Origin of the sequence: Pantoea stewartii (assembly GCF_011044475.1) — a bacterium.
Lineage (GTDB): Bacteria > Pseudomonadota > Gammaproteobacteria > Enterobacterales > Enterobacteriaceae > Pantoea > Pantoea stewartii.
The window spans coordinates 3,162,849-3,187,804 of the sequence record NZ_CP049115.1 but is presented as its reverse complement, the minus strand read 5'-3'; the positions used below and the strand labels follow the sequence as shown (position 1 = coordinate 3,187,804).

Here is a 24,956-nt window from a genome sequence, read left to right as displayed (position 1 = left end):
TGAGATCGACATTCAGGCCCGGCAGATATGCTGCCGGGCACCCGGCTTAGTGTTTCAGGGTTTTTATATAACGCTGATAGTTGTTATCGAAGTTAGTGACCATCTGATTCGCCGTAAGTCGTCCCGCCAGCAGCAGCTGTACGTTTTGATTGAGTTCGGCGTTCATCGTCGGGGTGGCCCAGTCCACATAGTGACCCAGTCCGTCATAAGCATTGAGCGTCAGCCAGACCTGATAGGCCTCGCCTAAGAGCGGATTGTCGGCCGGGATTTTTGCGTCTTTACTGGTGCTGGCGGGCAGGAAGCCCACACTCAGCCAGCGGTTTGCCATGCTGTCTGACACCATATAGTTGATAAATTTGGCTGAGGCATCCTGCTGCGCTTTGGTTTTTGCCATGCTGGTCATCGAGAAGGCCAGGTCAGTCCCACCGACCATCAACGGCTGCTTCACACCCTCACCCGCCGGCATCGCGGCAAAGTGAATATCTTTATTGTCTTTAAACTGGCCCAGATACCAGGTGCCGCTGACCAGAAAAGCCGCCTGACCGTTCTGGAACAGCGTGGCGGCATCATCGTGGCCAATGCCCTGATAGCCAGGGAACAGGTAACCTTTATCGGCCCAGCCTTTCATCATCGTGGCGGCCTTAATCAGCTTTTCATCTTTGAACGTGCCGCCCACGTCATAAATCAGGTCATCCAGCGCTTTACGATCGTGACTTTCAATCTGCGCTTCCCACAAGGTGCTGAGCAGTTGCTGACCCATATTGCCGTCCAGCAGACCTAACATCATTGGCGGCGTGCCCTGCTGCTTCAGTTTTGCCATGGCGGCTTCCAGCTCGCTCAGGGTTTTCGGCACCGCAATACCGGCTTTATCCAGTAGCGCTTTGTTGTAATACAGGCCGACCATTTCACCGAGGCTGGCAACACCGTACAGCTTACCGCTGCCAAACTGACCACTGTCAGACCAGCGGTTACGCTTCAGAATGGAGTCCGGGAAGCGTTTGGTCCAGCCGTACTCGGCCGCATAGCTGTCCAGCGGCAGCAGCAGTTTGTCTTTTACCAGCGATCCCATATCGCCGCCGCCCTGGTTCACCTGTGCGATCTGCGGCCCTTCACCTGCGGTTAACGCCAGCTTCAGTGGAATTCGGGTATCTTCGAAAGAGTGCACGGAGCGATTAATGACGATGCCGGGGTTTTGTTGAGTGAATTCTTTAATGCCTTCATCGACTGCCGCCGTTTGCTGAGGATACGTATAGATATCCCACTCATTCAGCGTGACTTTGCTGTCGGCATGCGCAACGCTGCCCATCAGCAAGCCCGCCGCCAGGAGGCTACGAACCGACGTGCGAAAACGGAACGAACGAACTGAGGAATCAGACATCATGCTCACTTTCTCCAATAGAGGACGGGCATCCTTTCTTCACACGGTCTGCACTCCCGCAGACTGAAGCCGCATAACTCACCTTCTCATCCATAGTTACTTTAATAAAAAAATAAAGTCAAACACCGGGCCGGCGGAATTGCCAGGTTGTGAGCCTGCGCAAAAAATCAACCTGGCAGACCGCTTATCCGAATAAGCGCGGGGTGATAAAAAGAAATGCAGCGTAATATTCATGCTGATCTTTTCCGCAGCAGCACAATAATCCACCGCCAAAATGACGTAATAACCTGCTGATAAAAAATATGAAAATCCTATGACGCTCACATTTTTAACTTTTAATTTAAACGGGTAATCCGCGCAGGCCTTGCGGTAGCGCGCCACAAGGGCGCACGGAGACTGGTCTGGTCAGGCAGAGCGCGGGCATAACGGGAAGCCCACTGACAGCACGGTAATTATTCCATCTTGAAAACTAAGTCAGCTTTCATTAACGTGAGATTGTTCAATGACTGACCTGTGAGAAATGACGATGGTGAATCAAGGTGTCATTCGTCCGGCGACCGCGTCGGATTATCCCGCGCTCTACCGTATTTGTCTGGAAACGGCCAATGCTGGAAAAGATGCCAGTCACTGCTATTCCGACCCTGAGTATCCCGGGCAGCGCTTTGCGGTGCCCTATGCACGCTTTGCCCCGGATTTTGCCTTTGTGCTGGAGGTTGAGGGTGAGGTGATGGGATATGTCGTTGCCACACCGGATACCGTCGCCTTTGAAGCGCAGCTTGCACGCGACTGGTGGCCCCGGCTGCAGGAGAAATACCGCGATCGCACACCTGTCGCCCCTTACGACAGCAAGATCCTTGACAGTATCCGTCAGCCTGAGCCTGCCGCACAGGCGCTGGTGACGCAGTGGCCTGCCCATCTGCATATCAATCTTCTGCCGCCCGTTCAGGCGGGCGGCTGGGGACGCAGGATGATCGAACATGAACTGGCAGCCCTGCGCAACGCGGATGTGCGCGGTGTCCATCTGGGCGTCAGCCTGCAAAATGAGCAGGTTTGCGCGTTTTATCAACGCCTGGGATTCAGCCATATCCTGCGCAGCAACGCCATCTATATGGGCCAGTTACTTTGATCAGGGGAAGCTTATGACCAGCCTGCGCTTACAGAACGTTAAGAAGTCCTATGACAACATCGGGGTGATTCACGGGGTCGATCTCACCATAAACAGCGGCGAGTTTGTTGTGTTTGTCGGACCTTCCGGCTGTGGCAAATCCACCCTGCTACGCATGATCGCCGGACTGGAAGAGATTACGGACGGAAAGCTGCTCATCGACGACAAAGACATGACCCGCCAGCCTGCCACCGAACGCGGCATTGCCATGGTCTTTCAGTCTTACGCGCTCTATCCCAATATGACCGTGCGCGGCAATCTGGCGTATCCGTTAGAGGTCATGAAGAAATCAAAAGCGGAGATTGCCCAGGCCATTGAACAGACCGCCGCGCGCTTACACCTGACAGAACTGTTAGACCGCCTGCCGCGCGCACTGTCCGGTGGTCAGCGCCAGCGCGTCGCCATTGGCCGGGCCATCATTCGTCATCCCCGCATTTTCCTGTTTGATGAGCCGCTGTCCAACCTGGATGCCGAACTGCGTCTGCAGATGCGCATTGAAATCGCCCGTCTGCATGCCTCACTGGGCAATACCATGATCTATGTTACTCACGATCAGTCTGAGGCAATGACGCTGGCCGATCGCATCGTCGTGCTGCGTAAAGGCAAGATTGAGCAGGTGGGCGCGCCGCTGAGCCTGTACAGCGATCCCGACAACCTGTTTGTGGCCGGATTTATTGGCTCACCGAAGATGAATTTCCTGCGAGCTGAGATTAAGGCGACGCGTCAGGGCGAAGTGCAGTTAACCGTCCCTGATCTGGCCATCACGCAGCTGGTACTGAAGATTGAGGCGCCCTGCCATGAAGGTCAGCGCGTAACGCTGGGCATTCGCCCTGAACATATTCAGCCCGCTGCCGCCACACCATCTGCACAGCAATTTAGCGGAACGCTGTCCTTTGCCGAAATGCTGGGCCATACCAGCTACCTTTATCTGGATGTGGGCATTGAACAGATGCTGGTGGTAGAAGAACGTGAGGCTCAGCCACGTGAGTTGGGGACGGCGGTTAGGCTGGGACTGTCAACCGATCACTGCCTTCTGTTTGATGAGCAGGGGCAGCGTCTGCGCTAAACCGGATGGCGCCCCGGCGCCGTCAGATGACTTTTCCAGCTTCACCAGTGCAGGCCGCATCATCATACCAGCGGCCTGCGCGCCCCTCGTCAGGTCACCGGTTCTTCGTCTGCCTGTGCAGCCAGCAGGTCGAGCAGCATGTTCACGGCGAAACCCGCCGCGCCCAGGGCCCACATCCGGTTGGATTCGGTGAGAAACTGCAGCGGTGTCATATGAGGCGTAAGCTTCAGACGATAGGCCTGAAAGCTTTGGGTGATATGGTCTAAAAGAATACGCGAGGCCATATGCGGCTCCATAGCCAGATAAACGATATCCGGATCGTAGGCGACCGACAGGTTTGCCAGTGAAATTCCCAGCTCACGACCGGCCTCTTCCAGCGCCGCCAACACATCGGCCGTCGGACGCTGATCAAGCGCCTGCAGCGTTAACGGACCGCCCTCCTCATCCTGCGCCACACGTTGCAGAATGGCGCGGGACGAGGCCACATCCTCCAGCAGGCGCATCGAGCCATCACCGACCAGGCCATTGCCAATTTCGCCCGCTTTGCCGTGCCGTCCACGGTACAGTCGCCGGTTGAGAATGATGCCCGCACCGATGCCTTTGCCGTACGTGGCGATAACGGCAGACTGTGCATGACCCAGTTGCCCAAAGACCATCGTTGCCATCGCCATCGCGTTGGCATCGTTTTCGATAAAGACCGGCAGAGAAAAGCGCGTTTCCAGTAGCTGCGCAATGGGGACATTTTCCCAGTCGAGAACTTTAGACCGGATGCAGTAGCCGTTTTCGGCATCGACTAAACCGGACAGGGCCAGGCCAATCGCGCCGACGTGTTTTTCTTCAACACCGCGTAAAAACCTGGCCAGCGCGTCGCCTAACTGACGCGGCGTGATCGCGCCCGCAGGCATCTGCTGTTCCCCCAGCAAATTGCCGCTGAGATCCGTCATGACGATCAGGTTACGTTCGGCATTAAGCTGGATTCCGATGACGCTGGCGCGATCGGGATTCAGCCCCAGCAGCGTTTTAGGCCGCCCCATTGAGACCCGCCGCAGGCCAAGCTCCTGCACAATGCCCTGGGCGAGCAGGCGGTTGGTCGCCTGAGACACGGTCGACATACTGAGTCCACTGCGAACCTTCAGGTCAGACTGACTGATGGGCGCATGTTCCACAATCAGTCGCAGAATGCGCGCGGTGACGTTGGGAGCGATCATAAAGTCCTCAGATTTGATCGTGCCATCATTAATGCGCCGTCCAGCGCATCGTATTGCGCAGCGACCAGGCGAGCCTGCACATCGCTTGCCAGCCAGGGCAAAATCGGGGTTGCCAGCCCGCCCATTAACGCAACCTGCCCCTGACTGATGGCGGAAAGACGATTCACCATCAAACCAATATCGTGAGCGGTTTGCCGCAGTAAGACGGTAGCATGAGAATCGTCTGCATGTGCCGCGGCGAAAACCTCGGGCACCACGCGCGCCCAGTCGGCCGGCATGGCATCGCGCGTCCACAGCAGCATGGATTCCGGGCTGTGATCAAAACGCGCCATCAGGCTGTGCGTCAATGCGGTACGTTCAACAATGGCTTCATGCGCCAGCAGCGCCAGTCGCAGTGCCCGTCGACCAAGCTCAGCGCCCGATCCCTGGTCGGAAAGCGCAAATCCCCAGCCGCCCAGCAGCGTAAAGCGTTCGCCATCCCATGCCGCGCCCTGGCTCCCGGTGCCGGTAATAAAGACCGCGCCCGGTGCCGCAGCATGCGCACCGGCGCAGGCGATTTCCACATCACTGACGACCTGCAGGGCCGCGCAGTCGGGCTGCCATTGTGCCAGACGTGCCTGAACGGAGGCCACATTGGCCCCTGCTAAACCGGCTACCAGCGACGTGTGAGACAGCGCCTCGGGGGTCAGACCGGCCTGAGACAGCACCGCCGCGATTAACTGTTCAACGCTGTTCAGTGCGGCATCGAACTGGGACCAGACGTTAGCGGGACCGCCCACAGCCTGGGCCAGGAGCGTGCCCTCGCTGTCGGTTAACCGTGCGCGACACTGGGTGCCGCCGCCATCAATACCAAGGAGATAGTGTGATTGCACGCGCTTCCTCCCGTCTTAACTCATCTCGATTCTGTAATCTGCGAACGATAGGTGAAAAAAACTTAAATCGCAATAACAAATAAATATAGGGAAAAAACAATAACTATTTTTTATTTAAAATCAGTTAAATAACAAAAAATACGTACGCAAATCACACAACCCGTTATTGACATTACTTTTTCCATCGTAATAAGTTGGTGGGCAGCATCTCAACCATAACGTCCGGTCAGCGGCGTGATTACCGTTGTCAGAACTCAGGATCAGGGGTTTCCCATGAAAGTAGGCATTATTGGTCTCGGCTTTCGTCTTTCTCACGTGGTTAAAGAGTTTCACAAAGCCGATCCCGCATTTTCGCTGGTAGGCTATTGCGATCCCGCACCTGCCGGGCTGCCGAATCTGCACAGTTTTGGTATCGATCCCGGCAAGGCGTTTGACTCCATTGACGCGCTGCTGCAGCACGGCGGCTTTGATTTGTTGCTGGTGGGCTCGCCAAACTTTATGCATCTTGAGCATGTCACGCAGGCGCTGGCAGCAGGTTATACCGTATTTACGGAAAAGCCTGTCGTGATCAATGAAGAACAGACGATGGCGATGGCAAGACTGGTGCGCCAGTACGGTGAAGACCGAATCCTGGTTGGGCTGGTGCTGCGTTATTCACCGCTGTACCACGATCTGTTGGCCGCACGGGACGATCGTCGACTGGGTGAAATTACCTCAATTGAAGCCACTGAGCATATCAAGCCTTACCATGGCGCGTTCTTTCAGCGCGACTGGCGCAGGCTGGAAAAATATGCCGGCCCCTATATTCTGGAAAAATGCTGTCACGACATCGATCTCTATCAGGGATTAATGCAGGAACGTCCTGTGCGGGTTGCCAGCTTTGGTGGACGTAAATCCTTTACACCGCAACATGCGCCGCAGGGCGCAGTGAATGCGCAGTCTGAGATTTACCATACTAAACCGAGTGGCTGGGCGAGTACCGACGCGGTCTTTGACAGCGATGCGGACATCGTCGATTACCAGACGGCCCTGATTGAATATGCCAGTGGCGCGACGCTCGCCTTTCACGCCAACCTGAATGTCCCGGACGAGTTCCGTCGCTTCTGCGTGATCGGGACTGACGGCATGGCCGAGGGCGATTTTGTCCGTAACTATTTCCGCGTGCACAACGCACGTACCGGCGAAAAAGAGGTTGAAACCATCTATAACGGTAATGCCTATGATGGCCACTACGGGGCCGATGCCTTGATGGCTGAAGAGATCGTGAAACATATTAAGCAGGGCACGCCGCTAAAAGTTTCTGTGATCGATGCACTGGAAGCGGGCCTGACGGCCATTAAGATTGACGAAGCGCGCAAAACCCGCAGCGTCATCGATCTGACCGAAAGCTGGAAAAATTTTGACGCCAACCTGGGAAAAACGGGAACGCCTTAGTTCCCTCCTGATCTTTTCTCCCCCGAGAGCATCAGGTTGATCGCTAGCATCACTGACTGGTACCTCACTCAAACCGGCCCTCTGGGCCGGTTTTTTTTTAGGGCAAAGGGAAACGTACCGTTTCTTACCAGCCTGCCCGCCGACACGAAAGGTTGCTGACAGCCTGTGCGTGAACGACGCTCCGCACCTGCGACGCCTTTATCAGGTTCACGCTGAGGCGCGCCAGTGTGGCTGCCTGCTTACAGGAGTACAGGAGCCACATTCAGAGTGGCTCCTGTAAGCAGGCCATTCGGCGCTGCACGCGCCTTGCGGCGTCAGGGACCAGTCAGCCACAGCCCGGTTTCTTCGGGCGTTGAGGACAATGCCTGTACCCGCCCTGTCCGGCGTGCCATACCGTTTCGTACGCCCCTCAATTCGTCCCGCTATTTAGCAATCTGGTCGCGTTTTCTGTCACGATTATCACAATCATAATTACGTGCGAACGATAAAAAAAACCGATAACTCTGCTGCTAACTTTAGCCAGGAGAAAATAAAGCCATAACCGAAGCGGTAAGTCAGGCAAAAACACGACAGTTTATTCTGTGAATCTTAACTGCGGACTTTCCCGATTTCGTAAAGTTATCGCGTGTTGCTAAATTAACATGCGTGCAGTAATCACGTCTGGAAAAACCATTCAACGTTATAATTAGATGTCATATAAAGTTAAATGAATGCCTAATAAGAAGAGTGAGATAATGTGTTTGCCAACAGAATAGCGTATATTCATTGCCGTACTTCACTTTGTTAATGAAAAAATATAACGCACAGCAAACATAAAAAACGTTTCGAAGAGATAATGAAAAATAGCTTATATAACCCTTATATTACTGAGCCTATTCATCACGTCACGAGCCAGGTGGCCGGTATTTGCTATCATCTTCCCAATGCGGACTTTGCACGTCCTGAGAAAATGATACTTAATGACGACAACATTATTTCATTACACAATCACCTTGCAACTGAAGCAGCATTAATGATTATTCCGCTGTGCGATCGCCAGTTAAAGGAATGGATGAATCAGCCTGCGCGTTATTTACCTTTGCAGGATTCACGGGTGCGTATTGGTATTAATTATCACAGTCTTTTGCTTTACCGGGAAAGATTACTGGAATTAATTAACACCTATGCTTTCTGGCTTTTTGATTTCGCACCGCCTGGCGCAGAGTGGCATTTAGTCGAATCTTTTCCCTTTTCCGCAATTGTCCTGAGTGAAACCTTCTTTAATGACAACTATCGGAAATTTAGTTTTCCTTTCTTAATTGAATCGTTAAGGGAAAAAGGCGCCGAGATATTCGTCCGCGGTTATGATCCAACGTTAAGCGCAGAACAACTCGCAGCCGTGAACATCAGCGGCTGGCAATTACAGCGTTTATCGGGCGATCTCATTCCTTTTACGCTTTAACCTTTCCTGCGTTCGATTAGTAATGGATCATATCGAGATGAACCATTAACCCCTTCTAAAGTGTTGCCTTAGGTGCGTTGTTAAGAGTTTTAAGCCAAAAAAATCAAAACTCATACCAATTTTGCTATAACATTTAACACATCTGGATCATCGAGCTTAACGGAAGAGCCTAATTAAGAATGCCTTTAACTTTTGTACTTTATGACTGAAAACAATCTATCTGATTGTTTTCTTGTGTTTTATGGCAACGAAACGAGGTCAACATTATGGGGAAAAACTCCTCATCCTTTAGCGTGGTCCGTTTTTTAACGGTGCTGTTCGCCGTGCTAACGGGTGCGTTCATGTTAATTGGTGGTATCTGGTTAGCCATGATTGGTGGTTCCTGGTACTACATCATTGGTGGTGCAGCTATGCTGCTTACCGCTTTTCTGCTCTGGCGTCGAAACAGTGCTGCGCTGCTGGTCTATGCATTACTGCTGCTGGCGACCCTGGCATGGGGCGTTTGGGAAGTCGGTACTGACTTCTGGGCGCTGGCACCTCGCACCGATGTCCTGGTCATTTTTGGCGTCTGGCTGGTGTTGCCTTTTGTTTACCGGGTCTTTTATCGTCCAGGCAAAGGCCCATTGAGTGCGATGGCGGTTGCCCTGGTGGCCAGTGCAGTCGTATTAGCCTATGCCGTCTTTAACGATCCGCAGGTTGTTAACGGCGCCGTGCCTGCCACAGCAGATACGGCGACGCAGGCTCAGCCGTTGAGCAATGTTGCCGATGCTGACTGGCCAGCTTATGCACGCGATCAGCAAGGTACACGCTATTCACCGCTGAAGCAGATCAATCACGATAACGTGAAAGAGCTGCAGGTTGCCTGGCAGTTCCAGACCGGCGATATGAAAAAGCCGAGCGATCCCGGTGAAATCACCGATGAAGTGACGCCGATTAAAATCCGCGACACGCTGTATCTCTGCTCACCTCACCAGATTTTGTTCGCCCTGGATGCGGCAACGGGTAAGCAGAAATGGAAATTTGATCCCGGTTTGAAAACTGACCCAACCTTCCAGCATGTTACCTGCCGTGGTGTGTCCTACCACGAGTTCCCGGCAGCTAAAGATGCCGCGAATACGCAGCCTGCGCTGTGCTCGCGTCGTATCTACCTGCCTGTGAACGATGGTCGCCTGTTTGCACTGGATGCGGAAACCGGTGAACGTTGCCCGGCCTTTGGTAATAACGGTGAGCTGGATCTTCAGCACAAACAGCCGGTCACTACGCCTGGCATGTATGAGCCGACCTCTCCGCCAGTGATTACCGACACCACCATCGTGATGGCGGGTGCGGTGACCGATAACTTCTCAACCCGTGAGCCATCCGGCGTTATCCGTGGTTTTGACGTTAATACAGGCAAACTGCTGTGGGTATTTGATCCGGGTGCGAAAGATCCCAACGCGATTCCGGCGGATGAACACACGTTCACCATGAACTCGCCGAACTCCTGGGCACCTGCGGTCTACGATCCGAAACTGGATATCGTTTATCTGCCTATGGGCGTGACAACGCCTGATATCTGGGGCGGTAACCGCACCCCAGAGCAGGAGCGTTATGCGAGCAGCGTCCTGGCCCTGAATGCCACCACCGGTAAGCTGGTGTGGTCTTATCAGACCGTGCATCACGATCTGTGGGACATGGATCTGCCGTCGCAGCCGACGCTGGCCGATATTACCGATAAAGACGGTAACACCGTGCCGGTGATTTATGCGCCAGCGAAAACCGGGAACATTTTCGTCCTGGACCGCCGTACCGGTAAAACCGTTGTACCGGCCCCCGAAACCCCGGTTCCGCAGGGTGCCGCAAAAGGCGACCACGTCTCTCCGACTCAGCCTTACTCTGAACTGACCTTCCGTCCAAAACAGAATCTGACGGACAAGGACATGTGGGGCGCCACGATGTACGACCAACTGGTGTGCCGCGTGATCTTCAAACGCCTGCGCTATGAAGGTCCGTTCACCCCGCCTTCTGAGCAAGGTACGCTGGTGTTCCCGGGTAACCTGGGCATGTTTGAGTGGGGCGGGATTTCGGTCGATCCGCATCGTCAGATTGCGATTGCCAACCCAATGGCACTGCCGTTTGTGTCCAAGCTGATTCCGCGCGGACCGGGTAACCCGGAAGAGCCACCAGCCGGCGCAACAGGCGGTTCCGGTACCGAAACCGGTATTCAGCCGCAGTACGGCGTGCCGTATGGCGTGGAACTGAATCCGTTCCTGTCACCGTTTGGTCTGCCCTGTAAACAGCCTGCATGGGGTTATGTATCGGCGGTTGACCTGAAAACCAATAAGGTCGTCTGGAAGCAACGTATTGGTACCGTTCGTGACAGTGCGCCAGTGCCGCTGCCATTCAAAATGGGTATGCCAATGCTGGGTGGCCCGGTCGCCACAGCCGGTAAAGTGTTCTTTATTGGCGCAACGGCCGATAACTACCTGCGTGCTTACAGCACCGATACCGGTGAGCTGCTGTGGCAGGCGCGTCTGCCAGCAGGCGGTCAGGCGACACCAATGACTTATGAAGTTAACGGTAAGCAGTACGTCGTGATTGCTGCCGGTGGCCATGGTTCATTTGGTACCAAACTGGGCGATTATGTCATTGCCTATGCACTGCCGGACCAGAAATAACCTGAACCTGTAAAAACAAGGCGGACTCCGGTCCGCCTTTTTTATGCCGACCTTCCGCCCTTTCTGCCCTGCCGCCAGTTTAGCCAGGCGCACACGCCCACCACGAGGCTGGTCGCCAGAAAGACGGGCCGCATGCCCCATGCGCCGCCAATAAACCCGCCGAACACCGGCCCCGTTACCTGCCCGATATACTGCGCCGAGGTGGAATAGCCCAGCATCCGCCCCACCTGCGTGGCCGGAACAGTGTGACGAATAATGGCGGTAATACAGGGCATCAATCCGCCCAGCGCCAGCCCCATCAAAAAGCGCAGAGGCAGAAGTTGCCAGGCGTCGGTAATAAACGCCTGCGGAATGAGTAACAGCGCACAGCTCAGCAATCCGCCACTCAGTACGCGCCAGTGGCCGATACGGTCGGCCAGCCTGCCGGCATAAGGCGCGGAAAGAATGCTGCCCAGCGCGGCTGCCGCCATGACCACACCCGACATCAGCGTTATGGCATGCTGCTCATGTAAAAACTGGCCGATATACAGGGTAATGATCGGCTCAATCGACATGTTGGCAAAAATCAGCAGCATGCCTGAGAGCCACATCAGCCTGACGTTAACAAGCTTGTGCGGCGACGGGTCGTCAACCGGCTGAGACAGCTCCTGGTCGGTTTTTCGCACCGGCGGCCGCGCTTTCAGTAAAAAGGTCGTCGCCAGAAAGGCCACAAAGATGATCGCCCCCATCAGCCAGAAGGTCGCTCTGATCCCTATCAGCGGCGGCAGGACGCCACCCAGCAGCGGACCAACAATGTTACCGGCCATCATGCCGGATGCCAGCACACCCAGAGCCCATCCGGTGTGCGCTTTGGGCGTTTGTGCCGCAATCAAAATGGTCGAACCGGAGGCATAACCGCCCAGTAATCCCGCCAGTAAACGCAGCGCCACCAGTTGCCAGGCCGCCGTCGCCATGCCCGTCAGCGCCATGGCTACTGCCATACCCAGACTGGCGCGGATGAGCATCAGCTTACGTCCGTAGCGATCGGCCAGTCTCCCCCACAGCGGTGCAGTTAAGGCCGCACTGAAGAAGGTGGCACCATAGGCGATGCCCGACCAGCGCGCAATTGCAGCGGGTGCGTTGACGCCAAGCTGCTGCACATACAACGGCAAAAACGGCAGCAGAAGCGTCATCGCTACCAGTGTGGTAAAGGAGCCGAATACGCAAACCCACAAGTTGCGTTGCCAGTGTTCAGAGTCAGGTGCTTCCGACGCGGTTGCCATGCGATATCCCCCTTATGTTCAGGGATTCAGGCTACCAATGGTCACGAGACAACAACAGTGAGGGCGGGATATTTGTCTGCTGGCATAGTTTGTTGCTGTATTGCAACAATCAGCGACCACTGAGCTGGCTGATAAGCACATCACAGAGCAGATTGACCGCGGAAACCGCCAGACTGTCCTGATGCACCAGCAGGTAACTCTGCAAGCGATCCATCTGCCACTCTGACAGCACCTGCACAATCGTGCCCTGCGCCAAGGCTTCCTGCACCATGTACGAAGGCAAATAGGCAATACCCGTGCCTGCCAGCGCGGCATTCAGCAAAGCCATACTGTTGTTAGCGCGAAAGCGGCTGCGGACATCCACCGCCAGGCGCTGTTTATCACGGCGAAAAGGCAGCGCAGCCGTGTGTGCCGGACCGTGGAACATCAATAAATCATGGCGCGGTAACAGGCGAGGATGCGAGATAGCAGGATGCTGCGCCAGATAAGCCGGGGCGGCATACAGCCCCCAGTGGATATCGTTCAGTACCCGGAAATTGCCCTGACGTGGCGCATGAGCGCGGATGATAACCGCGACATCCACGCCTTCGTCCATCGTCTCGTCGTTGTTATCCGTCAGGCTGAGGTCGACGTTGATGTGCAGATGACCGCGCAGAAAGCGATTGAGGATGGGAACGATGCACTGACAGCCGAAGGTAACGGGAGCCTGCAGGCGCACATGTCCAACGGGATGTTGATGCGTCTCCTGAACAAACGCCTCTGCCCGCTGCATTTCATCCAGCATGCGCACGCAGTAGGGATAGTAAGCCTGGCCTAATTCGGTCAGGGTCATCCTGCGGGTGGTGCGCTGCAGTAAACGGATCCCCAACCGTTGTTCCAGTCCGGCGATCTCCCGACTGATGTGGGATTTTGACACGCCGAGTATGCGCGCGGCTTCTGTGAAGCTTTTTAATTCAACCACGCGTGCAAACACCATCATGGCGATGAGGTTATCGCTGTTATTCATGGGCTTCCTGCGGACATCGCGGCATGCTGCCGCCGGGTGCAACATGGCAGGCGCGCCATGTATCAGGCGTTAAGCATAAAGGAACGTCAGGAAAGCTGACAACATCACGGCGGAAAGGAGGCAGAACATCGCGCGGGCGATGTATGGACATTGCCACAAGCGATCAGGATGGCAATGTCCATACAGAGACTAACTGGCCATGGCGAGAGGAAACAACAAGCGATCCGGTTCAACACGGCGCTGGCGTCGTAACTGGCCGGGCGTCATCATAAAATAGTTTTTAAAGGTGCGCGTGTAGGCCTGTTGCGTATCAAAGCCGTAGTTCATCGCCACCTGCAGGATCGCTTCATTGCTGTTGAGCAGCGTCAGGGCCGATTCGGTCAGGCGGCGCTGGCGGATGTACTCGGCAAGTGAGAAACCGGTGTGCTGGCGAAACAAACGCTGTAAGTGCCAACGGGAATAGCCCGCCCGGCGGGCGACTTCGTCCAGATGCAGATCGTGTCCTAAATTGCTTTCTATCCATTCCAGCAAACTACGAATAAACTCGCGCTGATTCATGGTGTTCTCCTGGTTAAAGCAGATGTGCAGGAACACACTTTAGCGCGCTAAATTTATCCCTTAATTAGCGGAAAATTAGCGCAGAATTAGCAAAGCGCTCCATGCCTGCACCGACGCCAGGTTTTGTCGCCTTCCCGGCCGGAGCGGTAAGAGTGCTGAGGCTGGTAACAGCAATAATTCTGCGCTAATAATCCAGCGCTACACTGGGGTCATTTTTCTGGGGGACGTCATCCATGCGCGTGTTGCTGGTTGAAGATGATGAAATGATCGGTGCCAATTTACAGCAGGCGCTGGAAGCCGCGGGCTGGTCTGTCGACTGGGTTCGCGATGGCGTGTATGCGCACAATGCCTGGAGCGAAGGCGGTTACAGTTGCGTGCTGCTTGACCTCGGTCTGCCTCGCGACGACGGGTTGCAGGTGCTCAGACGCGCACGTGGGCGCGGTGATGCCACACCGGTATTAATTCTGACCGCACGCGACACGGTCGCTCAGCGGGTACAGGGCCTGGATTACGGGGCAGATGACTATTTGCTCAAACCCTTTGATCTGCAGGAAGTCATGGCCCGTATGCGCGCGATCACCCGACGCCACCATGGTTCTGCCGATTCGGTGCTGGGCAGCGGCGATGTTCAACTGGATATGTTGACCCGCGAAGTCCTGTACAAAGGGCAGCGTGAACAGCTCACCGCCCGGGAATATGCCCTGCTTTATGCTCTGCTGGAGCGGCCCGGTGCCATTCTGTCACGTGAACAGCTGGAAAACCGTATCTACGGCTGGGGCGAAGAAGTCAGCAGCAATGCCGTGGACGTTCTTATCCACGGGATGCGGCGCAAGCTGGATAATGATGTGATTCGCAACGTGCGTGGGCTGGGCTGGCGAGTACCGGCAATATGAAAATCTTTATGCGTTCATTACGAAATAAATTACTCAGTACCCTGCTGTTGATTCATTTACTGATGATTGGCGGTGTCGCCTGGTATTTTTTTAACTGCTACGGCGAAATGGTTGGCGTCATTAAGGACGAACAGCTCGCCAAGCTGGCCGATGCGTGGTCCGTTAACCGTGAAATCCCCCCGTTGATGCCGGTGATTGCGCCTGCGCATAAGATCAAAAGTGCCTTTGTCATTCAGCTGTGGGATGCGCAGGGCCGGTTACGATCCAGCTCATGGCCAGAGCTGCATGCGCCCTTACAGTCGGAAAATGGCTACAAAGACGTGCAGATCGGTGACTGCCGCGACTGTGAATGGCGTATTTACACCCGTTCCGGTCAGCCAGGCAGTGAGATTAAAACTATTCAGGTCATGCTGAACCTGAGCTACATGAAAGAGATGATGGTGCGACGGGCGCTGTCGGCGATTATTCCGCTGATTTTGATGATGCCGCTGTCGCTGCTGGTCATCTGGCTGGTCGTGCGCAAGATCACCCGGGATTTGCGCGTTGCCTCGCGAGAAATCGCCGCCCAGGATGCGCACCATCCCCACAGCGTATCGCCGGAACGGCTGCCCGACGAAATTCAGCCCCTGGTTGAGGCCTACAACTCCTTACTGGATAAACTGCGTGCCGCCTGGTCTTCACAACGTCAGTTTATGGAAGATGCCGCTCATGAACTGCGGACGCCGGTCACCGCCGTCACGCTGCAACTGGAAAATCTGCGTCAGCACATTCAACCCGGCGAGGCCAGCCGTCAGTTCGCTCAACTGGAATCAGGTGTGACCCGCACGCGCCATCTGGTCACTCAACTGCTGAATATGTCGCGCTGGGAAGATCAGTCAGTCGTCGCGCACCTCGAAAATATCGATCTGGAAGATGTGCTGAAAGAGAGTATTGAACAGCTCATGGTTGTGGCGGATAAACGCGGTATCGACATTGGCTTTAGCGGCACCACGCACTATCGACTGCAGGCCGGGCGTTCCGAACTTCGCAGCCTGTTTGATAATCTGATTGGCAACGCGATGTTACATACGCCTGAAGGCAGCATGGTCGATGTGCTGCTGCATCGTGTGGCAGGACAAACCGTTGTCGACATCGTTGATAACGGTCCGGGTGTACCGGAATCCTTTCTTGAACGCGCATTCGATCGCTTTGCCCGTTCACCCGACGTTAAAGCGCAGGGCAGCGGTTTAGGTCTGTCTATCGTGCGCAGCGTCGCCCAGAAACACCATATCGACGTTGCCCTTGCCAACTGTCGGGACGCACAAGGCCTGCGCTGCGGTTTTCAGGTGCGCGTCACCTTTCCCTGATTCCTGCCGATCGATTCGGAACCCGACAACGTAAACGGTTGCCTGGTTCCGTTCGCCACAACCCTATATTGTGACAATCATCACAATTATGATGAATTGTTATGCAACACATTTTGACAAATGTGATCAAAAGCTATTTTCTATCTCTCTGTTACAGGCACGCTACGCTAACTAAAACAGTCGGCCTGAGTACATTACTGCCCAACCTTTGGGATTGATTTCCAAACAGCACGCAAACGATTGTCTTGCGTATGAAAACCAGTGGTCAAATATAATGAAATTTAAAACGTTAGTTGCAGGTGCCCTGCTGGCAGGCTCCCTGAACGGTGCAGTGCAGGCTGCAGAAAACGATCCCCAGTACCTTTCCGACTGGTGGCATCAGAGCGTCAACGTGGTGGGCAGTTACCACACCCGCTTCGGGCCCCAGTTCAATAACGATGTCTATCTGGAATACGAAGCGTTCGCCAAAAAAGACTGGTTTGATTTTTACGGCTACGTTGACCTGCCAAACTTCTTTGGCGTAGGCAACAACAACGCCAACGGTATTTTCGACCACGGTTCACCGCTGTTCATGGAAATCGAACCGCGTTTCTCTATTGATAAACTGACCGGCACCAGCCTGGCTTTCGGTCCGTTTAAAGAGTGGTATTTTGCCAACAACTATATCTACGATATGGGCCGTAACAGCGCAAACCGCCAGAACACCTGGTACATGGGCCTGGGCACCGACATCGATACGCACAGCGATATCGGTCTGTCACTGAACGTCTATGCCAAGTACCAGTGGGAAAACTACGGTGCTGCGAACGAAGACAGCTGGGACGGCTATCGCTTTAAGGTGAAGTATTTCGTGCCAATCACCACACTGTGGGGTGGTAACCTGGGCTATGTGGGCTTTACCAACTTCGACTGGGGCTCAGACTTGCGTGATAAGACCGGGCCGATCCGTACCAGTAATTCCATTGCCTCCAGTCATATCCTGTCACTGGGCTACGAGCACTGGCACTTCTCTGCTGTGGCGCGTTACTTCCATAACGGCGGTCAGTGGGGAGACGGTCAGGAGTTAGGTTTTGGCAGCAGCGCGTCTGAAATTAAATCAACGGGCTGGGGTTACTATCTGGTAGCTGGCTATAACTTCTGATCAGTTTGTTGCAAGACAGGCACGGTAATTGACGGTGGCCTTCCCCCTGGGAAGGCCGCTGTTGTATGCGCCATCCAACGTCGTTGAACGGCATCACCGACAAATTACTCGTCTGATTTAACAACGTTAATGCGCCACGGAATATTGAATTTATCAATAAACATGGCGAAGCCATCAGACCAGAAAGTTTTTTGCCACGGTGTGGTCACTTTCCCGCCTGCCGACAGCTTTTCAAACCAGGCTTTACCCTGTTCTGCATCCGTGGTCGCCAGACTGACGGCATAGCCTGCGTGCTCTGACGCCGGTGGCTGGTCAGGATTGCCGTCACTCATCATCAGTTCGCCCTGCCCGATACGCAGATGCGCATGCATAATTTTTTCAGGTGGCAACGGGGGTGCAGACTGGTCGCCAATCTGTTCACCCTGCTCCGGCATATCACCAAACGTCATTTTTTGCAGCAGCTGTCCACCTGTTGCCTGCAAATAGAATTCCATCGCCTCTTCACAGCGACCATAGAGAAACAAATAAGGACATACTTGCATTATTACCTCGATACAGGTGAGTAGAAACTTCCTTATAAGGAAGTAATAAGTGTAGACGACAGCGCAGAGAAGAGGATTCATAACGGCGCAAAGAATCTCCTTTCAGAGGATTTACCCAATCGCCTGAGACGTCGCCCCCGTTTTTTTTCAATTAAATCAATGCCTGGTACGCTAATAATGTTTTACGTGTTAATAACCATATTATCTCACAGGCAATAGTCACTTTTATTTACTACTGCAAGGATTAGAATTAACCCTTAAATTACAATGCCTTAAAATAAATAATAAATGAACTGTTCAGACAAATGCTGACAACCGCACTTTCCTGCTTTGCACTTCCTCGTTGACTCAACCTATTAGTGGATCTGAAAACCATACCGCCGGCGTTAACGCATGAAATAACCGAAGCGGCAAGCGAAACGTCAACCTGATAATAGTGAATCAGTTGGTTCATTATTTCGCTTATGTTTTATGCACTTAATTCTGTGCTTATTTCGGTGCGTTCCAGCTAAATATTTAGCCCCAGGATGCCGATATATCTGTCCATAATCCCCCCTGTTCAGGACTGTGTTATGTCGTTAAAAAAATCATCACTGTTGGTGTTGTCTTTTCTGTTAATTCTTTTTCTTATCAGTATTTCCGTCAGCATCTGGTTACTGGCCCGCAGCAATGCGTCACTTAATGCCGTGAATAAAGAAATTCGTGTGGTGCTGTCGGTGATTGACCCCATCAACCACAGTCGTACCTTACGCGTCCGTCTGATGGAGTACATGAAAGAGACGGAGAATGGTGGCCCGCAGGGCGCCGCTTCACTGGACAGCGTAAAAAGCGTTGCCGCTAAAGCCGATGCCGCTTTCCAGGCTTATCTGAACGCGCCACGTATTCCGGGAGAAGAAGCGGAAGCAGAACGCTATCGTCAGGCTTACCTGGCCTACCGCGATCAGGGCATTCAGCCTTTAATCGCAGCGGCCGAGGCCGGGGACCAGCAGCGCTTTAAAAACCAGATCGCAAACGTCGTGCGCCTGGATCGCCAGTATGAAATTGTCCTGGACAAGGTGCTGGCACAACATGAAGCCTTTGCGAAGAAGCTCAATACGGATGCCCAGAGCAACTTTTCCTCTGGGATCCTGTTGTTAGTCGTATTTGGTGTGCTGTTTCTTGCCATTATCGTGGCCATACTGGTCTTTGTCAGACGCTATATTTTATCGCCGCTTGATCACGCCAAAGCCCACTGCAGCCAGATTGCCGCAGGAATTCTGGACAAACCGGTGCCGGTCAACACCGGTTCAAAGAGCGAGATTCAGCAGTTAATGACCTCTATGGAAAGCATGCGTACCGCGCTGACCGGCATTATTACCCGCGTCCGCCAGGCAACCCAGGCGGTCTCTTTCGCCTCGCAGGAAATTGCCAGCGGCAACGTTGACCTGGCCTCGCGCACGGAACAGCAGGCCGCAGCCCTGACCGAAACGGCCGCCAGTATGGAGCAGCTGGGCGCGACCGTGAAACAGAATACGGACAATGTCTTTGAAGCCTGCCGTCTGGCCAGCGAAGCCGTGAAGAATGCGGAGAGCGGCGAACACGTGTCCCAGCAGGTCATCGTTTCCATGTCAAAAATTAACGAGAGTTCGAAAAAAATCGAAGACATCACCAACGTCATTAACGGCATAGCGTTCCAGACCAATATTCTGGCGTTGAACGCGGCCGTTGAAGCCGCGCGAGCCGGTGAGCAAGGTCGCGGATTTGCCGTGGTAGCGGGCGAAGTACGCAATCTCGCCCAGCGCAGTGCGGTGGCGGCAAAAGAAATTGAAGGACTGATTGCAGAATCGGTGGCGACAATCCGGGTCGGCTCCGATCAGGTCAGCCAGACCGGTGAAGCGATGAATGCGATTATTGCCTCGGTCGGCCGGGTCAACGTTCTGATGGATCACATTTCGACGGCCTCCAATGAGCAGCATCATGGTATCAGCCAGATTGAAAAGGCGGTGACCGAAATGGACAGCGTGACCCAGCAAAACGCCGCACTGGTGCAGGAATCGGCCGCCGCGGCCGCGTCGCTGGAGGAGCAGGCGCAGTACCTGACGCATTCCGTGTCGGCGTTCCGTCTGGCTGACGCCTAATTGCCTGCCCGCCCCGGAAAAAAAGCGGGGCGGGCAGGGAAGTCTGTCAGGTGGTATCTCCACCTGACTGGCTGTTATCGCATCTGACTTGACCTTATTTCTCTCTGCACCGCGTCTGAACGCTGACTGCCCATCCGATCCAGCCATAACTGGACTCTGCCCTGTTAAAAATTCACCACTATTCCTATCGGCAAGAATCAGAGAATTGATTATTCTGCTGCTTCCTGCTCGCGAACGGGCACCTGTTTCAAAGCGATTATTGCCTGTAGTGAGAATGGCCATCATCCTTACATGAGGTTTACCCTAAATGACACCAGCCTTGACTTCAGGGATGGCACCGACGTCTGCCTCGTCGACTGCCCATACCAGCTTAGCCGGGCGCATTGACGCGCTGCCCTCTTCTGGCGGTTTGTGGCGATTCATCTCGCTACTGGCGTTAGGCGGCTTTTTTGAACTCTACGATCTGTTTGAAACCGGCTATATCAGCACAGGGTTACTGGCCGCCGGCATTTTCCATGCGGGCAGCGCCGGTATTCTGGGCATTACCGATCAGGCCGCATTTGCGTCGGCGACCTTTCTGGGCTTATTTGTGGGGGCCAGTTTGCTTACGCCTTTTGCCGATCGGTTTGGCCGTCGGCTGACCTTTATCTGTGCGTTAGCCTGGTACGGATTTTTCTCGTTACTGATGGCGTTTCAGCACAGCGCAGAGATGGTGATTCTGTGTCGCTTTTTGGTCGGTATTGGGTTGGGCGTGGAGCTGGTAACCATCGACACCTACCTGAGCGAATGGGTGCCCACGCATCTGCGTAACCGGGCGTTTGCCTTCTCCTTTTTTATTCAGTTTTTATCGGTGCCAACAGTGGCGCTCATGTCATGGTGGCTGATGCCGCAACATATTCTGGGCCTGGAGGGCTGGCGTTGGGTGGTCATCGCGGGCGCTGTCTGCTCGCTGATTATCTGGCTGGTGCGTAAAAACCTGCCGGAATCCGCCCGCTGGCTGGCCCAGCAGGGACGGCATGAAGACGCCCATGCCGTGATGTCGGCCATGGAAAAACGCTGCGGCATCGTGCCCGGCCAACACCTGACGCACTCACAGCCTGCGGCAGCCTCTGACACGAAAAGCCGCTTCCGCGACATCTGGGCTCCGCGCTACCGTAACCGCACCCTGATGCTGGTGATAATGAACTTCTTCCAGGCGATTGGCTTCTACGGCTTTGGTAACTGGCTGCCTGCGCTGCTGTCCGGGCAGGGTACGTCCATTACCCATAGCCTGCTGTATGCCTTTTTTATCACGCTGGCCTATCCCATCGGCTCGTTGATTTGTGGCAGCTTTACCAGCCAGCTTGAGAATAAATGGCAAATCGTCCTTTCTTCGCTGATGACAGTGGTGTTTGGTACGCTGTTTGCCCTGCAGACGAACCCGGTGTTGCTGGTGATATGCGGATTTTTGATCACCTTCTCTAATGCCTGGCTGACCTGCAGTTATCATGCTTACCAGACCGAGATTTTCCCGACCGCTATCCGCGCCCGAGCAGTAGGTTTTTGCTACTCCTTTAGTCGGTTATCGACCGCCTTTAGCAGTCTTCTGATCGGCGTGATTTTGCAGCACACCGGTACGCATGGCGTCATCGCCTTTATTGTATTGAGCATGCTGATGGTGATGCTGTCGGTGGGCGTTTTTGGTCCTAAGACGCGCGGTGTGACGCTGGAAAATATTTGATCGTGCAGCCTTCCCCGGTGGGGGAAGGCTGCAACGTACGTGTTACTTGCCTTCTAACACCTTGATATCTGCACTGCCCTGACGATCTTTCACATCCTTGCGCAGGTCAGCCACCTGCTTCGCGGTGACCGTTCCCGGTACGTTATTGCCCCAGCTGTGACGGATGAAGTTCACCACGTCCGCGACCTGTTGATCGTTCAGACGCCAGCCAAAGGCAGGCATGGTAATCGTTGACGGCGCGCCCTTCACCCCACGCAGCTCGCCTCCGACCAGCACAATGTGAATCAGCGAGGTCGGATCGTCCGCCATCACCACCGGGTTGCCGCGCAGCGCGGGATAAAAGCGTGTATAACCGCTGCCGTCCGTTTTATGGCAGGCCGCACAGCTGTCGACATAGGCCGCAGCGCCTGTCTGGCTGTCATCGCCTTTCCATAAGGCCTTCGCGGTCGCGTCATCCACGCTAAAAGCCACCTGATGCGGATCTTTCGCACCCAGCGACTTCAGGTAACGGGCAATCGCCGTGATGTCGTCATCCGTCAGGTGCTGCAGGCTGTGATCAACCACATCCACCATGCCGCCAAAGGCTGAGGTGTGATCGTTACGGCCATAGCGCAGGAACTGGCGCAGGTCATCCTCACTCCAGCGGCCCAGGCCGTCACGGTTGTCCCCGCGCAGGTTGCTGGCGGTCCAGCCATCAATCGGCGCACTGCTGCCCGCCAGATAATCGTTACTGTCGGCGTTGGTTAACGCTTTCTCCTGCATGGTCACGCTACGCGGCGTATGGCAGGCACCGCAGTGACCCAGCCCTTCTACCAGATAACGGCCTCGCGCCAGCGTCGGATCCTCCTGCGCGGCAGGCTGGAACGCTTTTACATCCGGTGCGAACAGGTTGCGCCAGATCGCCAGCGGCCAGCGCATCGACAGAGGCCAGGGGATATCGCTCGCTTTGTTAGCCTGACTGACAGGGGCAACGCCATGCATGAAGTAGGCATACAGCGCCTTCATGTCCTCATCGCTGACCACCGCATAAGAGGGATAAGGCATGGCGGGATAGAGCGTATCGCCATTTTTCGCAATACCGTGCCGCACGGCTTTCTGAAAGTCATCGTAGCTGTAATCACCAATACCGGTCGATTTATCCGGCGTGATGTTTGTTGAGTAGATCGTGCCAATCGGCGTGGCCATCGGCAAGCCACCTGCGAAGGGCTTGCCACCTTCACTGCTGTGGCAGGCGACACAGTCGCCCGCGCGGGCCAGATACTCGCCGCGTTTTATCAGATCGCTAGTGCTCTCATCGGCCAGGGCAACAAAGGAAATACCGCCCAGAATCAGGGCTAAAATGCCGTTTTTCATCGCCATCATCCTTATGCCTGCACCAGAGGGCCTGGGTTTTTCAGATATTGCTCGCGAATCGCTTTCGCTGACCAGTAAGTCAATGCCGCCACCATACCGGTGGGGTTATAGCCGAGTCCCTGAGGAAACGCCGATGCGCCAGGCACAAAGACGTTAGGCACATCCCAGCTTTGCAGATAGCGGTTAACCGCGCTGGTTTTAGGATCCTCACCCATAATCGCCCCGCCGCTGATGTGGGTGGTCTGGTAGACGGTGGTGTCGAAATGTGTGCCGGGTTTTTTAGCCCCGCCAATGATCATTTTCGCGTTCATGGCTTCGGCGATTTTATGCATTTTCCCCACCATAAACTGCGCCATCTTGATGTCATTTTCCTGCCAGTCAAACGTCATACGCAGCAGTGGCTGACCGTAGGCGTCTTTATAATTCGGGTCCAGATCCAGATAGTTCACGCGGTAAGACTGGTGCGCACCATGGGCATCCATAGAAAGGTGATGCGTGTACGTATCGGCAACGGCGGCCTTCCACTGGCTACCCCAGTTAGGTGTTCCCGGCGGGGTGGGCAGACCCGAGATGGGTTTGGTGCCCGCCTGATTGACCCAGAATGGCGATCCACCGACAAAACCGTGCGGCCCGTGGTCAAAGTTATCGGCGTTGAAATCATCCACGCCGACACCGGCACCGCCTGCCCCAATAAACGGGTTGGTGGTGGTGTTTTTGTCGAACAGCGCTTTCAGCGTCGACAGGTTCTGGTAGGCAAAGTTGCGTCCGACCGTGCCTTCGTTAGTGATCGGGTTGTAAGGCTGGCCAATGCCGGACAGCAGCATTAAGTGGACATTGTGGAACTGGAAGGCTGACAGGATGACCAGATCTGCCGGTTGCACATGTTCACGCCCCTGCGCGTCTACATAGGTGACGCCGGTAGCGCGTTTCTTATCGTCCGTGAGGTTGACGCGCAGCACATAAGCATTATTGCGCAGCTCAAACTTTGGCTCCTGACGCAGCGCAGGTAGGATATTCACATTAGGTGAGGCCTTGGAATACATATAGCAGGCGTAACCGCTGCAGTAGCCGCAGAAGTTGCACGGTCCCATCTGCGCGCCATAGGTGTTGGTATAAGGACCTGAGGTATTCGCCGAGGGCAGATCGTAAGGATGATAGCCTACTGACTCGGCGGCTTGGGCAAACAGCTGTGCTGACCAGGTGCGCTTTTGCGCGGGCAACGGAAAGTTGTCAGAGCGATCGGGCGCAAACGGGTTACCGCCTTTGTCTTTGCCGACAACCTTACCCTGAATACTCCAGGCACTACCGGAGGTGCCAAACACTTTTTCTGCTTTATCAAAAAATGGCTCCAGCTCCTGATAGTCCACGCCGAAATCCTGAATGGTCATCCCTTCAGGAATAAACTTTTTACCGTAGCGCGCCTCATAGTGGCTGCGAAGTTTTAGCTCAACCGGATCGACCCGAAAATGTACACCTGACCAGTGCAGTCCTGCGCCACCGGTGCCGGTGCCCGGCAGGAAAGCCGCTAACTGCCGATACGGCACGGCAGTCTGTGACGCATCATGACGGATAGTGACGGTGCTTTTGGACAGATCCTGGAACAGCTTTTTCCGGATGTTATAGGTCAGTTCATCAATCGACTGTGGATAGGATCCATCGGGATAGGTATCACGATGCGGACCGCGTTCCAGTGCCAGCACATTCAGACCGGCCTCGGTCAGCTCTTTGGCCATAATGGCACCTGCCCAGCCAAAGCCGACAATCACGGCATCCACTTTCTTTAATTCATTTGCCATG

At 54.6% G+C, this 24,956-nt stretch carries 20 protein-coding genes; 10 read left to right on the top strand and 10 right to left on the bottom strand.

Features of this window, described 5'->3' with window-relative positions:
- Positions 1-46 precede the first annotated feature (46 nt).
- Both G5574_RS15075 and G5574_RS15070 read right to left on the bottom strand, forming a co-directional pair.
- Positions 47-1,378, bottom strand: coding sequence for an ABC transporter substrate-binding protein (locus tag G5574_RS15075; RefSeq protein WP_033739253.1), 1,332 nt, complete (start codon positions 1,376-1,378; stop codon positions 47-49).
- Between the two features lie 96 nt (positions 1,379-1,474).
- The gene (locus G5574_RS15070) at positions 1,475-1,759 is read right to left on the bottom strand and encodes a hypothetical protein (RefSeq protein WP_164482806.1); all 285 of its coding nucleotides are present in this window, start codon (positions 1,757-1,759) and stop codon (positions 1,475-1,477) included.
- A 145-nt stretch (positions 1,760-1,904) separates the two neighbouring features.
- Here G5574_RS15070 and G5574_RS15065 point away from each other — a divergent pair, with 145 nt between their 5' ends.
- Positions 1,905-2,504, top strand: coding sequence for a GNAT family N-acetyltransferase (locus tag G5574_RS15065; RefSeq protein ID WP_033739037.1), 600 nt, complete (start codon positions 1,905-1,907; stop codon positions 2,502-2,504).
- A 13-nt stretch (positions 2,505-2,517) separates the two neighbouring features.
- Entirely contained in the window at positions 2,518-3,609 is a 1,092-nt protein-coding gene (locus G5574_RS15060; RefSeq protein ID WP_164482805.1) for an ABC transporter ATP-binding protein, read from the top strand.
- Between the two features lie 89 nt (positions 3,610-3,698).
- Here G5574_RS15060 and G5574_RS15055 read toward each other — a convergent pair whose 3' ends face one another.
- Complete coding sequence (locus tag G5574_RS15055) at positions 3,699-4,817, bottom strand: ROK family transcriptional regulator (protein WP_033739033.1); 1,119 nt, start codon at positions 4,815-4,817, stop codon at positions 3,699-3,701.
- Complete coding sequence (locus G5574_RS15050) at positions 4,814-5,689, bottom strand: glucosamine kinase nucleotide-binding domain-containing protein (RefSeq protein ID WP_164482804.1); 876 nt, start codon at positions 5,687-5,689, stop codon at positions 4,814-4,816. Before G5574_RS15050 ends, G5574_RS15055 begins: the two co-directional genes overlap by 4 nt.
- A 273-nt stretch (positions 5,690-5,962) precedes the next feature.
- On the opposite strand from G5574_RS15050, the gene G5574_RS15045 reads away from it, so the two are divergent.
- The 3 genes from G5574_RS15045 (at position 5,963) to G5574_RS15035 (ending at position 11,221) form a co-directional block, all read left to right on the top strand.
- The gene (locus tag G5574_RS15045; RefSeq protein WP_006121682.1) at positions 5,963-7,123 is read left to right on the top strand and encodes a Gfo/Idh/MocA family protein; all 1,161 of its coding nucleotides are present in this window, start codon (positions 5,963-5,965) and stop codon (positions 7,121-7,123) included.
- An 835-nt stretch (positions 7,124-7,958) separates the two neighbouring features.
- Positions 7,959-8,564 carry a hypothetical protein gene (locus tag G5574_RS15040; protein ID WP_033739027.1) on the top strand — a complete coding sequence of 202 codons (606 nt, stop codon included), beginning with the start codon at positions 7,959-7,961 and terminating at the stop codon, positions 8,562-8,564.
- A 266-nt stretch (positions 8,565-8,830) separates the two neighbouring features.
- Positions 8,831-11,221, top strand: a complete 2,391-nt coding sequence (locus G5574_RS15035) for a glucose/quinate/shikimate family membrane-bound PQQ-dependent dehydrogenase (protein WP_164482803.1) — start codon at positions 8,831-8,833, stop codon at positions 11,219-11,221.
- Positions 11,222-11,262: 41 nt separating this feature from the next.
- Here G5574_RS15035 and G5574_RS15030 read toward each other — a convergent pair whose 3' ends face one another.
- From G5574_RS15030 to G5574_RS15020, 3 genes are all read right to left on the bottom strand, one after another.
- On the bottom strand, positions 11,263-12,483 hold the full coding sequence (locus G5574_RS15030; protein ID WP_058702344.1) for an MFS transporter: 1,221 nt from the start codon (positions 12,481-12,483) through the stop codon (positions 11,263-11,265).
- A 109-nt stretch (positions 12,484-12,592) separates the two neighbouring features.
- Positions 12,593-13,489 (bottom strand): LysR family transcriptional regulator, encoded by an 897-nt coding sequence (locus tag G5574_RS15025; protein WP_164482802.1) that lies wholly within the window; start codon positions 13,487-13,489, stop codon positions 12,593-12,595.
- Positions 13,490-13,678: 189 nt separating this feature from the next.
- Positions 13,679-14,047 (bottom strand): helix-turn-helix domain-containing protein, encoded by a 369-nt coding sequence (locus G5574_RS15020; RefSeq protein WP_006121688.1) that lies wholly within the window; start codon positions 14,045-14,047, stop codon positions 13,679-13,681.
- Between the two features lie 233 nt (positions 14,048-14,280).
- Between G5574_RS15020 and G5574_RS15015 the strand changes: the two genes are divergently transcribed.
- From G5574_RS15015 to G5574_RS15005, 3 genes are all read left to right on the top strand, one after another.
- Positions 14,281-14,940: a response regulator gene (locus tag G5574_RS15015; RefSeq protein ID WP_033739018.1), complete on the top strand. Its 660-nt coding sequence runs from the start codon at positions 14,281-14,283 to the stop codon at positions 14,938-14,940.
- Positions 14,937-16,286 carry a sensor histidine kinase gene (locus G5574_RS15010; protein ID WP_110268073.1) on the top strand — a complete coding sequence of 450 codons (1,350 nt, stop codon included), beginning with the start codon at positions 14,937-14,939 and terminating at the stop codon, positions 16,284-16,286. The genes G5574_RS15015 and G5574_RS15010 overlap by 4 nt, the downstream gene beginning before the upstream one ends.
- 274 nt (positions 16,287-16,560) lie before the next feature.
- Positions 16,561-17,427, top strand: coding sequence for a nucleoside-specific channel-forming protein Tsx (locus G5574_RS15005; protein WP_006121691.1), 867 nt, complete (start codon positions 16,561-16,563; stop codon positions 17,425-17,427).
- Positions 17,428-17,531: 104 nt separating this feature from the next.
- Here the strand turns inward: G5574_RS15005 and yjdN are convergent, their stop codons facing one another.
- Positions 17,532-17,969, bottom strand: coding sequence for a VOC family metalloprotein YjdN (yjdN, locus tag G5574_RS15000; protein ID WP_039339045.1), 438 nt, complete (start codon positions 17,967-17,969; stop codon positions 17,532-17,534).
- A 572-nt stretch (positions 17,970-18,541) separates the two neighbouring features.
- On the opposite strand from yjdN, the gene G5574_RS14995 reads away from it, so the two are divergent.
- Both G5574_RS14995 and G5574_RS14990 read left to right on the top strand, forming a co-directional pair.
- Positions 18,542-20,086: a methyl-accepting chemotaxis protein gene (locus G5574_RS14995; RefSeq protein ID WP_033739011.1), complete on the top strand. Its 1,545-nt coding sequence runs from the start codon at positions 18,542-18,544 to the stop codon at positions 20,084-20,086.
- A gap of 307 nt (positions 20,087-20,393) precedes the next feature.
- Positions 20,394-21,806 (top strand): MFS transporter, encoded by a 1,413-nt coding sequence (locus G5574_RS14990; RefSeq protein WP_033739010.1) that lies wholly within the window; start codon positions 20,394-20,396, stop codon positions 21,804-21,806.
- 42 nt (positions 21,807-21,848) lie between these two features.
- Here G5574_RS14990 and G5574_RS14985 read toward each other — a convergent pair whose 3' ends face one another.
- Entirely contained in the window at positions 21,849-23,159 is a 1,311-nt protein-coding gene (locus tag G5574_RS14985; RefSeq protein ID WP_164482801.1) for a c-type cytochrome, read from the bottom strand.
- Between the two features lie 11 nt (positions 23,160-23,170).
- Positions 23,171-24,955 (bottom strand): GMC family oxidoreductase, encoded by a 1,785-nt coding sequence (locus G5574_RS14980; protein WP_164482800.1) that lies wholly within the window; start codon positions 24,953-24,955, stop codon positions 23,171-23,173.
- Position 24,956 lies beyond the last annotated feature (1 nt).